This is a genomic window from Pseudomonas fluorescens (assembly GCF_001623525.1).
Taxonomy (GTDB): Bacteria; Pseudomonadota; Gammaproteobacteria; order Pseudomonadales; family Pseudomonadaceae; genus Aquipseudomonas; species Aquipseudomonas fluorescens_Q.
Map to the genome: position 1 here is coordinate 296,907 of NZ_CP015225.1, position 14,493 is coordinate 311,399.

Below are 14,493 nucleotides of genomic sequence, written 5' to 3' on the forward strand. Positions count from 1 at the left end.
AGGCAAAAAGGGGCCATGGTAATTGAAACGACGGCTAGGCACGAGCGATTGACAGGGTGGACATTTACAGAATATTGTTCTGTAACAGAGCAATATTCTGTAATTGAGTGATGTTCTGTCCATGACTTCAATCCACCTGACCAGAGATCCCCCATGAGCCAGACTCTCAGCATGTACCAAAGCGTTGGCCCGTCCGCCTTCAGCAATATGGCCTGCCAGATGGCACCGTACTTCGGCACCATCAACCCGGAAATTTCGGTGTTGGCCCCCGGCCGCAGTGAGGTGAAGGTGCCGTTCCGCAAGGAAATCACCAATCACCTGGCGTCCGTTCACGCGATCGCGTTGTGTAACGCGGCAGAACTGGCGGGCGGCATGATGACCGAGGTGTCCATCCCTGGCGGGGCTCGTTGGATTCCCAAAGGCATGACTGTCGAATACCTGGCCAAGGCCAAGACGTCCATCCACGCGATTGCCGACGGCAGCGACATCGACTGGCAGACTTCGGGTGACAAGATTGTTCCGGTCGAAATCTTCGATGAGGCAGGGGTGAAGGTCTTTACGGCGCGCATCACCATGAATGTGAAAGTCGGCTAGGTCGCCTGGCCCATCAAGCGTCGACCGTCTCCGCCATCAGTCGCTGGCGCAAGCGGTTGACGCTCGAGGCAAGGCTAAAGATCAAGGACCAGGTCAGAGGTGGGCTTGCTGCAGCACAGCAAACGCAGGCCTTTGTCGATGGTCGGATACGGAAATCGCTGTAAAGCTGGCGGATACGGCATTGCGCGACCACTTGACGCAACCGGTCAAGTTGGTGCTCGCCGATATTGGTATCCAGTTCCAGGCCTTGGCCAACGGCAATATCGACCTGATCCCGATGGTCTGGCTGCCGAGCACCCACAAGGCGTTCTATGACAAATACCAGGACAAGCTCGAAGACCTCGGCGTGCTGTATGAAGGTCGGATCGGCATGGCGGTGCCAACGTCCATTCCCACCAGCGAGATCGCCAGTGTCGAGGATCTGAATAAACCAGAAGTGCGGGAGAAACTCGGCGGCAAGATCCTGACTTCGGAAGTGGGCAATGGCCAATACAAGCTCACGGAAAAGGCCATCCAGGAATATAAGCTCGATGGTTACAAGATGGTCGCTTCTTCAGAGTCCGGGATGTTGAGCGAGCTGGATCGAAACCTCAAACGTGACAAATGGTCGTTGATCAACGCTTGGAGCCCACACTGGATGTTTGCCAAGTGGCCGCTGCGCTACCTGGATGATCCGAAGCAGATTTTCGGTGGTGCCGAGCAAATCCATGCGGTTGCTCGCAAAGGTTTCAGCGCCGAGCATCCTGATGTCGCCCGGTTCTTCGCCAACTTCAAGATCCCCAAGGCTGATCTTGAGAAGTTGATGTCGACCGCCCGTGACAGTTCGGCAGACAAAGTCGTTGCCGAGTACTACGCCGCCAACAAGCCTCGCTTCGAGGCCATGTTTGGCAGTCAGACCGCCTCGGCGACCGGCAGCCAGTAATCGCCGCGGTTTTCCGATAGGTGTTTGCAGTTCGGTGCCCTTGACGCAAAGTGAAGAGCGTCGGCTGTCATCGATTCCGTTCGGGCTACCCTTGGAACATGCTGGGACCCCCTTCCGGTGCCGCTGAGGTACGTTGAGCAGCCTGTCATTTTTTCTGCGTCTGACTCAGGAATGGGATTGAACACGATGATTACCCGTCGCGAGCCTTTGTCGTTGGATCCGGCTGTCACCCGCAGCGCGCAGTGGCTTCGGCGATCGCTGCATGAAATCCTCTCGAACCACCTGGGGGACGGTACATCCGAGGCGACACAAGCACATGCCGCCGCCCTGGGCGCGGCCGAGTGGACCCTCAAGAAACCGCCGGCAACGCCCCGCGCGTTACCGGCAGTCCTGGCGCCCTATTTGGCCCAGGCATTCGACGCTGCACCGAATGCCCCCGAGCACCTGTCAGGGGTGTTGGAGGCGTTGAGCGCACTGGTGCCCCATGTTCCCTGGATCAATCGTCAGGCCCAGGCCGGCCAGGACGATCGGTTCGTGGAGCGGCATCGCCATGGGATGGTCACCGGTCCAGGGGGATTGTTCGACTGTCCCGGCATGACCCTGGGGTTGGCCCTCATGGCGCCTGAAACCTGTTATCCGTTCCACCAGCATCCTCCGGCTGAGTTCTATCTGGTGTTGTCCCCAGGCGATTGGTATCGCGAGGACGTAGGCTGGTGGACGCCCGGGGCAGGGGGCATTGTCATAAACCCACCGTCTTGCACCCATGCGATGAGATCAACGCAAGCGCCACTCCTGGCGCTGTGGGGGTTGCTCCATGAGCCCTGCGCTTGAGGTGAAGGGTTCGAAGACTACCGTCGCGCCGCTCGTCATGGTGCGTTACTGGGTATTCCTGGCATCACGTTTTCTGACTTGCCTGGACCAGACCCCATGGACTGTTGTGGGGCGTGCATGGTGATTGCCGGTGGCCTGTATGCGATCAAGGCGAAAGGCTAAGTGACTTGTTTAATCTTATGCCATGTAGGAATAAGCATGATTAAATATATTCCTTGTCCGTATTAGTCACCGTGCTAGATTGTTCCCACCGGACAGCCGGATATGTTCAACCTAATCGATGGTACGACTATGTCCGGTGTCCGAATCTTTCCAATCAGCCTCGAGGCTTTGTCCTATGACCAAGTCTGTGGAGCGATTTCTCATTCCGGCAATACCCACATCAGTCCTGAAACCTTCATTGCCGTTCCATTCGTGACCGGCAAACCGCTTCCTTGCCAGGCCAACAGCGAAGCCTGCAGTGCAATCAGCGAAGGCTTGGCGTTTCTGCTCTACGCCATGTGACGCAGCGCTGTCGGCATTTCCATACCGTAACGTCAGTCAGTCATCTCCAGGTAATACCCGTCCCGGGTGGTCGCTTGAAGTGTGAGTGAGTGGGCGTCTGTTCAGCGCAGCCTATCGCGACTTACCACCATGCCAAATTATTTGGATGAAGCTCATCGAGCCGAAATCGTTAAGCTCGGCAGAACCTTGACCAGCCGGACTGAATGGCCCACCTGGCTTTTACTGGTCGGCTTTTATCTGGCCTGGGCTTTTATTGTTTTTCATGGGCAGGCACTTGGCCAACTCATCAGCATTGTCCTGTTGGTTCCACTGGTCGTGCTCTGGATGTCGATTCAGCATGAACTGATCCACGGTCATCCCACCCGATGGCCCATGATGAACAAAGCCTTGGGATTCCTGCCGTTTGCCGTGTGGTATCCCTACGATATCTATCGGGACACGCATCTGGCCCATCACAACGATGAAGTGCTGACTGTGCCTGGACAAGATCCAGAAAGTCGCTACGTCACCCGCATGTCCTGGGTGCAATCACCCCGTTATATGAAGGCCTTGTTGTGGGTGAACAAGACCTTGGGCGGGCGCCTGATCATCGGCGCGCCGTTGGCATTGATGACCCTTGCAAGTACCGCGCTCGGAGGGTTGTTGCATTCGGAACGAAGCAATTGGCGGATGTGGCTCATTCATCTCCTGAGCGTTGGGGTGTTGCTGGGATTGGTTGAACAGTACAGCGCCATCAGCGCACTCCAATACCTCTTGCTTGTGGCACTTCCAGCATTGTCCATTTCAATGGTCAGGTCGTTTTACGAGCATCGACCGTCAACGCTGCCAGAACACCGTACGGTGATCAATGAATCCTCAGGGATTTTGAGTTGGCTCTTTCTTAACCTCAATCTTCACTTGGTTCATCACGATCTTCCCGGTTTGCCCTGGTTTTATTTGCCCCGGGTGTATAGAGCCAGGCGTGAACAATGGATCGCGCGAAACAATGGCTATGTCATTCATGGCTACTTCCAGTTATTGCAGAGGCATCTGATCAATCCCGTGGATTGTCCTCGCCATCCTGCCAGGCACTAAAAATACTCAAGCTAATCTGGGCGTCGGAAAATGATACGTTTTGAAGCCATCAAGAAAACTCATAAAGGCAGCCCGCGAATGGCCGTGAGCGATTTAACGCTTCATGTCCGGGAGGGGGAGATCTGCGTATTTGTCGGGCCAAGTGGGTGTGGCAAAACGACCATTTTGCGAATGATCAATAGACTGGACACCCAGGACAGTGGCCGCATCAGTGTCAATGGAGTGGCGACCGATGAGCTTGACGTCGTGACGCTTCGCCGTGGCATCGGTTTCATGATGCAAAGCTCAGCCTTATTTCCTCATCAAACTGTTGCAGAAAATATTGGCGCGGTTCCGCGGCTCTTGGGTTGGAGCAAGCATAAGATCCGCCAGCGCGTGAGCGAGCTCATTTCCCTGGTCGGGCTTCAGCCGGAATTTCTGGACAGGTACCCTAATCAACTGTCGGGCGGGCAGCAAAGTCGTGTTGCCTTGGCGAGGGCATTGGCCTCGGACCCACCGGTTGTATTGATGGACGAACCCTTTGCCGCGCTTGATCCGGTGATCCGCGAGCGACTGCAGGACGAACTGGTTGCGCTGCAGAGGCGTTTGCATAAAACCATTATCCTGGTGACCCATGACATGGAAGAGGCCATCAAGATTGGTGACCGGATCGCCATCTTCGAGGGCGAAGGAAAGCTTGCTCAGTTCGATACACCTCACAATATCCTTGCCCATCCTGCCAGCGAGTTTGTGAAGAACTTCATCGGCAAGGATCCGCTGTTGAAAAGACTGTCGCTGATGAAGGTTTCTGATCTTCCTGTGGATGAAGTTAATTGCGAATTCAAACTTCTGCTGGACGATAAGTCCAATCCGCTGAAGTGGGTCAGTGAATCCGACTTGCCTGTCCCTGAACTTACCACGGTGTCGAATAATGATTCGTTGCATCATGCACTGGTTAAAATTCTAACGGCTCCGCTCGGTGTGGTTGTTCGAGTGGACGAGGCGGGTGGTTACGAAGGTTGCCTGTCGATTGCCAGCTTTCACAGCGCACTCAATGAGCGCCGCTTTGGAAGTGCGCAATGATTGACTGGTCCTGGATCGTTGAAAACTGGCAGCAGATAGGCCAGCTGTTATTTGATCATATTCAGCTGGTGACCTTCGGCCTGTTTATAGGAATGTTGTTAGCGGGCGCAATGGTGCTCTTGACGTTATGGAAGCCAGGGTTGGCGCAGCCCATGATTTATATCAGCGGAATACTTTTTACCATTCCCTCCCTGGCACTGTTCATTTTGATAATGCCCTTTACCGGTTTGTCCAAGACGACGGCGGTGATTGGTTTGAGCCTGTATGCCTTGCTGATTGTGTTACAGAACACTCTGGCGGGCCTTGCGAGCAACCCCCCGGACGTGCTGGAAGAAGCCCGTGCGCTAGGGTACACGCGCATGCAGAGATTCCTGGGAGTTGAACTTCCCCTGGCGTTGCCTTCGTTATTGGCAGGGCTGCGAACGACCGCAGTGACATTGGTAGGGCTGGTGACGGTTACTGCGTTAATTGGTCAAGGCGGATTGGGGCAGCTGTTCATTACCGGGTTGGCTCAAAGTTTCACTACGCCTGTGGCGGTCAGTTTGGTTCTTACGGTGATGTTGGCGTTATGTTTTGATTTTCTGTTTTATTCAATCAATAAATGGCTGGTCCCTTGGGTGCGCTAATGAATAGGATCGCAGATGTCTACCTCTGGTTTTCTCTTCCTGAACACTGGTTGGGCGAAGACGGAATACTGACTCGGCTGGCAGAGCATATTTATTATGTGTCTTTGAGCCTGGCTATTGCTTGTGCGATAGCGTTGCCGCTCGGCGTACTCATGGCTAACTACCGCAAAGGCGCGCAGGTGGCGATCGGGCTGTTCAATATTGGGCGAGCATTGCCTTCCCTGGGTATTGTGATACTTGCAATCATGCTCATTGGCTATGAAACCAGCACGGTGATTATCGCCTTGGTCACCATGAGCATCCCGCCGATATTGACCAATACCTATGTTGGCATCGATCAGGTGGATTCGTCTCTGAAGCATGCTGCCAAATCGATGGGGATGCGCAGATGGCAGATGTTTATCCAGCTGGAATTACCGTTGGCTTTTCCACTGATCTTTTCTGGATTCCGATCAGCCCTGGTGCAACTTATTGCCACGGCCACCATTGCCGCCTATGCAGGGTTCGGCGGGCTGGGCAGGTTTCTCATTGACGGGCTGGGTCGAAATGACATCCCTCAAATCATTGGCGGCGCACTGGTGGTGTCGGCACTTGCGATTGTCAGCGAGTGGGTTTGTTCAATGATCGAAACACTCATGGTTCGAAAATGGCGAGCGGGGGATGTTGAACTGAGCGCTACATGATCAGGGGCATTTGAAAGTGCGTATTAATTCTGCAGAGGTGCAAATCCAAATGAAAAACAAACAACGTTCGAAGGCTCGTTCAGCGCACTCGGTTTCATTGTTGCTGGGGTTAGGCTTGCTGGTGGGCAGCGCATTTGCCAGTGCCCAGTCCATCACCATAGGCGGGGCCAATTTTTCCGAGCAGACGATTCTCGCGAACATCTATGCGTCAGCTTTGAAAAAGGAAGGGATTGAGGTCAAGACCCGGCTCAATCTGGGGAACCGCCAGATCATCGCCAAGGCGCTGGAAAACGGGGATATCGACGTTGTACCCGAGTACATAGGATCACTGTTGAGTTTCTATGACGACAAGAGCGCCCTGACCAGCCAAAAGGAGATCGTCAGCGCCTTGCAACAGAAGTTGCCAGCGGGCCTCCAGTTGCTTGAGCCTTCGGCCGCGGGCTCTATTACCGCTTGGGCCGTCACCAGGAAAACCGCAGAAAAGTACAACTTGCACAGCTTGTCCGACCTGGCGCCTGTCTCAGGCGATCTCACGCTGGGCGGGCCTCCCGAAGTCACCACTGCTGCATTAGGCCTGCCCGGGTTGAAGGCGGTCTACGGCATCAACTTCAAGAGCGTCAAATCGCTGGACATGGGCGGGCCCTTGTCGCGGCTGGCGCTGAACTCAGGCGCTATCGACGTCGCCACGGTGGTCTCCACGCAAGGCATCCTGGCGAAAGAACCTTGGGTAGTGCTCGAGGACGACAAGCATCAACAGCCCCTGCAAAACATTACGCCACTGGGACGCAAGGCGTTGCTAACCCCAGAAGTCACCAAAGTGCTCAACGAGGTCTCTGCAAAACTGACCGATGACGACCTCAAGCAACTCAATCGCCTGGTTGATATCGATCACAAGGATCCCGCAAAAGTCGCGGCGCAGTGGGTCGCTGAAAATACCGTCAAGGCGGCCAACTGAACATGAATGCGATGTGGGTAAGGTCGCGGAGGCGTTATGTCCAATAAAAGCATGATTTTGAATTTGTTCTTTTTTAATCCCCAAGGGGATCATCGTTTTTCTTGGCGCCACCCGCTGTCACCGACCAAGGAAATATTGACGCTGGGGTACTACGTAAAACTGGTGCAGGCGGCCGAGGCGGCGAAGTTCGATGCGGTGTTTGTCGCGGACCACGTCGCGGTCTGGGACTCCGTCGCCAGTGGGTTGAGGCACTATGCCAACGCCCGCCTTGAACCGATTACGCTCTTGTCCGCATTGGCGGCTGTCACCGAACACATCGGGCTGATGGGCACCGCTTCAACGTCCTATAACGAGCCCTTCAACCTCGCGCGATATTTTGCTTCGCTGGACTACCTCAGCACAGGGCGAGCCAGCTGGAATATCGTGACGTCCTGGTTGGAAGAAGAGGCTTCGAATTTCGGATTGTCAGGCGTGACGAAGCACGGCGATCGTTATCGGCGGGCCGAGGAGTTCATTCATGTCGTCAAGCAGCTTTGGGACTCCTGGGAGGAGGGGGCCCTTGAGTTTGACAAGGACAGCGGCGATTTTGCCGACCCGTCCAAGATTCACCCGATCCATCACGAAGGAGCTCATTTCAACGTGCGTGGGCCGCTGAACGTGCCGCGTCCACCGCAAGGACATCCGGTCCTTGCCCAGGCGGGGTCTTCTGAAGCGGGCAAGGATCTGGCCGCCGCCCATGCGGACGTGCATTTCTGTTTCATCAATACGGTCGAGGAGGGACTGGCGTATAGGGCCGATTTGAATCGCCGACTCGAGTTGAAGGGGCGGCATTCCAGTGATCTGAAAATCATTACCGGTGTGCTTCCGGTGGTTCTGGAGGATGAGACTGAGGAGGAGCGACGTCGGCAACTGGAGGACAGCCTCATTATCGATGCCGTGGCGATTGATCTGGTCTCCAGCTACACCCGTCTTGATCTGACAGGCCTGTCGCCGGACAGCCCGCTACCCGCCTTGCCGGATGAGTCTGAGTTCGATGGCATTCGAACCGAGCTGGCCTTGCTCAAGAAATACGACACCTCGTTGTCCATCCGCGAGATAGGGCGCCGGTTGGTCAAGAGTTCCAGTACCTGGCTGCTGATCGGAACGGCGGAGCATATTGCCGAGAAGCTTTCAGCGTTGTACGAGTCGAATGCCGTCGATGGCTACAACCTCATGTTTCCGTTTTTGCCCACGGACTTCGAAACATTTACCCGTGGCGTGGTGCCTTTGCTGCAAGCCAGAGGGGTGTTCCGCCAGGAATATGAACCCGGGACCCTGAGGGATCGCTTGGGTTTGAAGATGCCTGCCAACCGCTTCCTGCTGTGATCAGCGTCAATCACAATCCTCTGAATGGATTTTTCATATGACCAGCGATCTATCCATGTACCTCGCTCCCGCCAGGGTTTTACAGGCCCAGGACGCCTGGCTCCAGCGCATCCTGGAGATTCTGGGGGAGCGCCGTGAGCAAAAGCAGATCGTTGATCCCGTGTCCCATTGGCTTTCCCCCGATCTGTTGTTATCCCAGACCTGCGGCTATCCATTGGTCACGTCATTGCGGGGAAAGGTGAGGCTGATTGGGCGTCCGAGCTATGAGCTCGCTCATGGCTCGGGGGGTGAGCATTGCAGTTTGCTGCTGTGTAGAGCTGATTCGCCCGTGACTGATCTGGCGGATTTGCAGGGCAGCCATGGACTGATCAACGCCCGGGATTCCAACTCTGGAATGAATTTATTGCGTCACACGTTGGCTGGGATCAGCGACCGCGGTTTTTTCTCGAAACTCACCTTTACCGGATCCCACAGGGAGAGCATGCGCAGACTGAAAAAGGGCGAGGGCGATTTGGCTTCCATCGACAGTGTCACCTACGACTATCTGGCGAGAGACCACAGTGACGAGATCGAAGGCCTCAGGATCCTGGCGCGAAGTGTGCGCAGTCCCTGCCTGCCCTACATAACGTCGATTCGTAGAACGGCGACGCAAGCGGACTCTATCAGGCGCGCAATGAACGAAGCCCTGAGCCAGCTTCCTGAGATTTCCCGTGACCTGGCGATCAGGGAAGTCCTGCCGGCCAGTGAGGCTGACTATGAGTGTCTTCTGGAGTATGAGCGCAGTGCGGCCAATCGCGGTTTTTCGTTTGTATCATCCTGAGCGGCGAGCCGTCCCTGGCTCGCCACCTCAAACAGGCTAGAACCTGAAGCGCCCAACCAAGCCCTTGAGCTGCCCGGAAATATCCGTCAGACGCCCCGAGCCGGTCTGCGCCGAGTGGGCGAATTCCTCGACCAACTGGGCATCGGCATGGATCTGCGCGATGTGCCGGTTGATGTCTTCGGCCACCTGGTGCTGTTCCTCTGCCGCCGTGGCGATCTGCGTATTCTGGTCGCGAATCGAGTCCACCGAGTTGCGGATCTTGTCGAAACTGTCGCGGGCCTGTTGGATGCGTTCCACGCTGGTTTGCGACACCTGCAGGCTGCTTTGCATCTGCTGGGTGACTTCCTGGGTGCGACGAGCAAGGTTACCCAGCAGGCTGTCGATCTCGCCGGTGGAATCGGCGGTACGCCTTGCCAGCGCCCGGACTTCGTCAGCCACTACGGCGAACCCGCGACCTTGATCGCCGGCCCGCGCGGCTTCGATGGCGGCGTTGAGGGCCAACAGGTTGGTCTGTTCGGCGATCGAGCGAATGGTGTCGAGGATGGTGTTGATGTTCTTGCTGTCTTGTTCCAGCGCCTGCATGGTCTGGGTCGACTTTTGCAGGTCGTCGCTCAGTTTCATCACGCTGCCGGTGGCTTCGCCGATGTGATGCTGGCCGTCGTGCACGTCACGATAGCCTTCGTCCGCACTGGAGGCGGCCTGGCTGCAAGAGCGGGCCACTTCGTTGGCGGTGGCGACCATTTCGTTGAACGCGGTGCTCACCAGTTCCACGGCCTGGCGCTGGCGCCCGGCAGCGTCGTTCATGTTCTGGGCCACGTGGCTGGTATCGGCTGCGGCGGTTTGCAGGTCGGAAGAGGCGCTGCCGATGCGCTGCATCAGTTGCGCGATCATGCCCAGGAACTGGTTGAACCAGCCCGCCAGGGTGGCCGTTTCGTCCTTGCCTTGTACGGTGAGCTTGCGGGTGAGGTCGCCTTCACCTTCGGCGATTTCCTGCAGGCCATTGGCAACACCGCGAATCGGCCGCACGATGACGCTGGCGAAACTGGCGCCCACCAAAGCGAACACCACGGCCAGTACGGCGGCAATGGCGGCGATCAGCCAAGTCAGGCTCGAAGCCTCGGCCATCACTTCATCGCGCTTGATCAGGCCGATGAAGCGCCAGCCCAACCCTTTGGAGCTGACCACGTTGGCCATGTAGGGCACGCCGTCGATTTCGATCTGGGTCACGCCATCGCTGCTTTTGGCCAGCTCGGCATAGTTGGGCCCAAGGTCGGCCAACGGCTTGAAGTTGTGCTTGGCATCGGCAGGGTCCACCAGGACGTTGCCGTTGGCTTCCACCAGCATCAGGTAGCCGCTTTCACCCAGCTTGATGTTCTTGACCAGTTCGGTGAGCTGCTTGAGCGACACGTCCAGGCCGACCACGCCGATAGGTTTGCCACTGGCGTCGGCGACGGTGTGTACGGTGCCAATCAGCGATACGTCGTCCGGCGCCCAATAATAGGCGTCCGTGCGTACGTTGGTGCCCGGTGCGGCCATCGCGGCCTTGTACCATGGACGTACGCGCGGGTCGTAGTTGGCCATTTTGGGATCGTCCGGCCAACTGGCATAGCCGCCGTCCTCCATGCCCACGGAAAGGTAGGCGGTGGTGGGGTGGCTCTTGGCGAATCTCTCGAAGATATCCAGAAGCTGCTGGTTGATCTCGGGGAATGGCTGTTGTGCGGCGTCGGCACCGGCGTAGCTTTTCAGCCCTTTGGCCGCGATGACCCGGGGGTCCTTGGCGAAGAATTCGACGTTCTGGCTGATGCCATCGAAAAACTGCTTCATGCCGTTGTCGATCTGGCGAATCTCACGACCACTGCTGTCCAGGAAGTTGGCTTTTGCGGCGTCGCGCAGGTTCAGCACGACAAGCACCGCCACCAGGATAACTGGAAGGCAGGCGATGGCCGCGAACGCCCATGTCAGCTTCTGTTTGATATTCATGACTTCTCCCGCGGAATATTTTAAGTGTTGGAGCGGCGGAAACAGCAGTGGTTGGCGTTGCGAGTCTCTGGAAGGGAAAAGCGCCCATGCCTACTGACAGTGTATCGACCAAAGTCGTAGGCACTTGAGGCTTTCCATTATGGCGCGGACCGACCGGTAGACGGCGCAGGCGCGATTGCAGCCGGCTTGACTAGTCTGGAAGATAGCGTGGTTTGCTCTGCGCCTTCGCCCTGCGGCTCAAGGCCCCCACGTGCAGCCAATCATCATCGTCTTTGATGTATTAACGAGGCCCTATGCCAAGCGCATTCGAGAGCGTACTCAAAAACAAGAACATGGCTTATCGACCGCTCGGATCAGCGCCCGCCAGCCAGGTGCCGATCCGCGTCGCGTTTGTATTGATGGATAATTTCTCGATGATGTCCTTCACCGGTGCGGTGGACGCGCTGGTGACCGCCAATCTGATGAGCGACATGCCCCTCTATGAAGTGCTGACGGTGGGGGTTTCAGGTGGGCAAGTCACGAGCGACCTGGGCATTGTCATCTCGACCGACATCGAACTGGCGCAGATGCCGGAAAACCAGGACGTGCTGATTGTCGCCGGGGGCTTTCGCGTGAAGTTGCAAGGCCATCCCTTGCTGCGGCGCAAGCTGCGTGCCAACGCGGCGTCTGGGACGATACTGGGAGGACTGTGGAACGGCGTCTTCTTTGTGGCCGATGCCAATCTGCTGGACGGTTTCGAATGCGCTGTCCACCCGGAAAGCCGCGCCATGATGGCGGAGGTGTTTCCCCATGTGAAGGTGTCCAGCCGGGCCTATGTCGTTGATCGGGAGCGGGTCAGTTGCGCGGGGGCCAACAGTTCGCTGCGCATGATGCTCCAATTGATTCGCCAGACGGGCGGGGCGGCGCTCGTGGGCGCTATCGAGGAAATTCTTCGTTGTGACGAGTCTGGCGATGATGCGACGGACTTGCCTCCGGTCTTCGTCGAAACCGACCCGACGTTGCCGGAAAGCCTCAAGCTGGCCCTGGAACTGATGTGGCAAAACGTAGAAGAGCCGTTGACCATCGATGAGCTGGCGGCGTGCGTCAAGATTTCCAAGCGGCAGTTGGAGCGGCGGTTCTGCAGTTTTCTCGGTGCGACGCCCACACGCTATTACCTGGAACTGCGCTTGACGCGTGCCCGCCAGCTCATCCAGCAAACCAATCGATCCGTGACCGAAATCGCCGTGGCGACGGGCTTCGTCAGCTCCCCGCACTTCCAGCGTCGTTTCCGGGATTTTTTTGGTGTGCCGCCTGGTAGCTATCGCTCGAAATCGGAGCGCAAACAAACCGTGCGATGAAGGCGCAGGCTGATCAGAGAGGAGTTTTCAGGGGGCGAGGGCGTTGCCGCGCCGTAGCGCGGGGGCTATGTGGGGGCAAGCTTTACTCCCACACAGTTCCTGCGTGACGAATACAAGTCAGGTGTTATCGTCTGTTTGTTTTTCGGTGGGCAGGTCTTCAGTTTGTGGCGCGGCTTTCGAAGCGGTCAAGGAGGTGTCGTTGCACAGCACTTTTCCGACTTCGTCGGCTATCGAGCCATCGATGATTCGCCCTTCCATCTGGTCGAACTGAGCTTTTTCCACCCCTGAAAGACTGTTGTACATCCCCATGTGTCGAACATTGCGGTTGGCGCAGTCGAGTTCAAGCTTCGTGTAGTTGGTGAAGTAAGTGCCCGATCTTTGTACGGTGGCCTGGATGGCTGAACCGCTGTCGACAAACGAAACGATGGAGTACACGGCATCCGAATCATCGTAGATGTACTTGATGTTCTGGACGTCCGCAGCCGCATTGCACGCAATAGAGAGTAACGCGAGGGATATAACGGTTTTCATGCTTTCTTCCGTGAATAAGCAAGCCAGGAGAATTGATAGCAAAGTGAAATTATTTTGCCTTGGCGCGCGCATGGGGTCAATTTGTGTTGGAAGCATGCGGCGACCATTGGTCAGAAACGAAACTATTTTGGGAACTTTATAGGTCGGCCTGGCTCGTGGCAACAGGCGAACGCATTCCGAGGTGGCCCGGTGCATCTTGCCTAATGCGCGATCCCTCCATTATCAAAGCCTGGATTATTCAGGTCGCCTGACTTTTTTTAGATGTTTTTCGCCTGAAATACGTCATTGATCATGGATTCAGGACTTTCGAATCTTTCTTAGCGTTATACGCAAGATAACCCTTGTGGGAGCTGGCTCGCTCCCACAAGGGTTCATGGGGTTGCTTCAGGGCATCTGTGGCAGTTCCTGAGGCCGCAGATCGAACACCAGCACTTCGGCATCCTTGCCGTTGCTCAAGGTCAGGATTTGCTCCTCGCGCACCCGCACGCCATCACCTTCCTGCAGTGGTAGGCCATTGAGCTCGACAGCGCCTCGTGCCACGTGCACGTAGGCATAGCGTTCCGGCGCCAGGGTCAGGGTGGCGCTTTGCTCACCATCGAACAGTCCGGCGTAGACCCGTGCATCCTGGCGCACCTGGAGCGAGCCGTCGGTGCCGTCCGGGGAGATGATCAATTGCAGGCGACCGCGTTTCTGCTCGCTGCTGAAATGCTCCTGTTGATAGCGTGGCGTGGCGCCACTGACGTTGGGCACGATCCAGATCTGCAGGAAGTGCACCGGCTCGTCCGCACTGTGGTTGAACTCGCTGTGGGCCACGCCGCTGCCGGCGCTCATCAACTGCACGTCACCGGGGCGGATGACCGAGCCTGTGCCCAGGGTGTCCTTGTGTTCCAGGGCCCCTTCAAGCACGTAGGAAAAGATCTCCATGTCCCGGTGGGGATGCTGGCCGAAACCCTTGGCGGCGGCGACCCGGTCATCGTTGATGACCAGCAGGTCGGAGAAGCCTTGTTCGTTGAGGTCGCGGTAGCTGGCGAACGAGAAGGTGTGGAACGAGGTCAGCCAGCCGTGGCGGGCAATGCCGCGGTCCGAAGCTTTGCGAAGGGTCAGCATGGTCAATTCTCCTGATGTCTGTGGGCGACGACTGGGCCGTTCGCCGGGTTCAGAAGAAGATTAATGGTTATCCATATATTCAATAAGTGGGCAGAAAACGAA

General features: G+C 56.7%; 14 protein-coding genes and 2 pseudogenes. 12 read left to right on the plus strand and 4 right to left on the minus strand.

The features are described from left to right. The first annotated feature begins 153 nt into the window (after positions 1-153). The 11 genes and pseudogenes from TK06_RS01195 (at position 154) to TK06_RS01245 (ending at position 9,436) form a co-directional block, all read left to right on the plus strand. The gene (locus tag TK06_RS01195) at positions 154-594 is read left to right on the plus strand and encodes a hotdog fold domain-containing protein (RefSeq protein WP_063320442.1); all 441 of its coding nucleotides are present in this window, start codon (positions 154-156) and stop codon (positions 592-594) included. A 127-nt stretch (positions 595-721) separates the two neighbouring features. Further along, positions 722-1,516: pseudogene (locus TK06_RS01200) on the plus strand (glycine betaine ABC transporter substrate-binding protein); the annotation flags it as partial. Between the two features lie 171 nt (positions 1,517-1,687). Further along, positions 1,688-2,347, plus strand: coding sequence for a dimethylsulfonioproprionate lyase family protein (locus TK06_RS01205; RefSeq protein ID WP_063320443.1), 660 nt, complete (start codon positions 1,688-1,690; stop codon positions 2,345-2,347). 264 nt (positions 2,348-2,611) lie between these two features. Beyond that, the gene (locus tag TK06_RS01210; protein ID WP_063320444.1) at positions 2,612-2,851 is read left to right on the plus strand and encodes a hypothetical protein; all 240 of its coding nucleotides are present in this window, start codon (positions 2,612-2,614) and stop codon (positions 2,849-2,851) included. A 129-nt stretch (positions 2,852-2,980) separates the two neighbouring features. Beyond that, positions 2,981-3,925 (plus strand): fatty acid desaturase, encoded by a 945-nt coding sequence (locus TK06_RS01215; protein ID WP_063320445.1) that lies wholly within the window; start codon positions 2,981-2,983, stop codon positions 3,923-3,925. Between the two features lie 30 nt (positions 3,926-3,955). Continuing rightward, positions 3,956-4,987: an ABC transporter ATP-binding protein gene (locus TK06_RS01220; RefSeq protein WP_063320446.1), complete on the plus strand. Its 1,032-nt coding sequence runs from the start codon at positions 3,956-3,958 to the stop codon at positions 4,985-4,987. Continuing rightward, positions 4,984-5,613 carry an ABC transporter permease gene (locus TK06_RS01225; RefSeq protein ID WP_063320447.1) on the plus strand — a complete coding sequence of 210 codons (630 nt, stop codon included), beginning with the start codon at positions 4,984-4,986 and terminating at the stop codon, positions 5,611-5,613. Before TK06_RS01220 ends, TK06_RS01225 begins: the two co-directional genes overlap by 4 nt. Continuing rightward, on the plus strand, positions 5,613-6,296 hold the full coding sequence (locus TK06_RS01230; RefSeq protein ID WP_063320448.1) for an ABC transporter permease: 684 nt from the start codon (positions 5,613-5,615) through the stop codon (positions 6,294-6,296). The genes TK06_RS01225 and TK06_RS01230 overlap by 1 nt, the downstream gene beginning before the upstream one ends. Positions 6,297-6,345: 49 nt before the next feature. Beyond that, positions 6,346-7,251, plus strand: coding sequence for an ABC transporter substrate-binding protein (locus TK06_RS01235; RefSeq protein WP_063320449.1), 906 nt, complete (start codon positions 6,346-6,348; stop codon positions 7,249-7,251). A 36-nt stretch (positions 7,252-7,287) separates the two neighbouring features. Continuing rightward, positions 7,288-8,616, plus strand: a complete 1,329-nt coding sequence (locus TK06_RS01240; protein ID WP_063320450.1) for an LLM class flavin-dependent oxidoreductase — start codon at positions 7,288-7,290, stop codon at positions 8,614-8,616. 37 nt (positions 8,617-8,653) lie between these two features. Beyond that, positions 8,654-9,436, plus strand: coding sequence for a phosphate/phosphite/phosphonate ABC transporter substrate-binding protein (locus TK06_RS01245; protein WP_063320451.1), 783 nt, complete (start codon positions 8,654-8,656; stop codon positions 9,434-9,436). A gap of 36 nt (positions 9,437-9,472) precedes the next feature. On the opposite strand, the gene TK06_RS33305 is transcribed toward TK06_RS01245, so the two are convergent. Then, positions 9,473-10,327 carry a methyl-accepting chemotaxis protein gene (locus TK06_RS33305; RefSeq protein WP_371856946.1) on the minus strand — a complete coding sequence of 285 codons (855 nt, stop codon included), beginning with the start codon at positions 10,325-10,327 and terminating at the stop codon, positions 9,473-9,475. Positions 10,328-10,333: 6 nt separating this feature from the next. Beyond that, positions 10,334-11,416, minus strand: a pseudogene (locus tag TK06_RS33310) (HAMP domain-containing protein); the annotation flags it as partial. A gap of 293 nt (positions 11,417-11,709) precedes the next feature. Here TK06_RS33310 and TK06_RS01255 point away from each other — a divergent pair. Beyond that, positions 11,710-12,753, plus strand: a complete 1,044-nt coding sequence (locus tag TK06_RS01255) for a GlxA family transcriptional regulator (protein WP_063320453.1) — start codon at positions 11,710-11,712, stop codon at positions 12,751-12,753. A 117-nt stretch (positions 12,754-12,870) separates the two neighbouring features. Here the strand turns inward: TK06_RS01255 and TK06_RS01260 are convergent, their stop codons facing one another. After that, positions 12,871-13,284 carry a hypothetical protein gene (locus TK06_RS01260; protein WP_063320454.1) on the minus strand — a complete coding sequence of 138 codons (414 nt, stop codon included), beginning with the start codon at positions 13,282-13,284 and terminating at the stop codon, positions 12,871-12,873. A 384-nt stretch (positions 13,285-13,668) separates the two neighbouring features. Further along, positions 13,669-14,391: a pirin family protein gene (locus TK06_RS01265; protein WP_063320455.1), complete on the minus strand. Its 723-nt coding sequence runs from the start codon at positions 14,389-14,391 to the stop codon at positions 13,669-13,671. Positions 14,392-14,493: the final 102 nt, after the last annotated feature.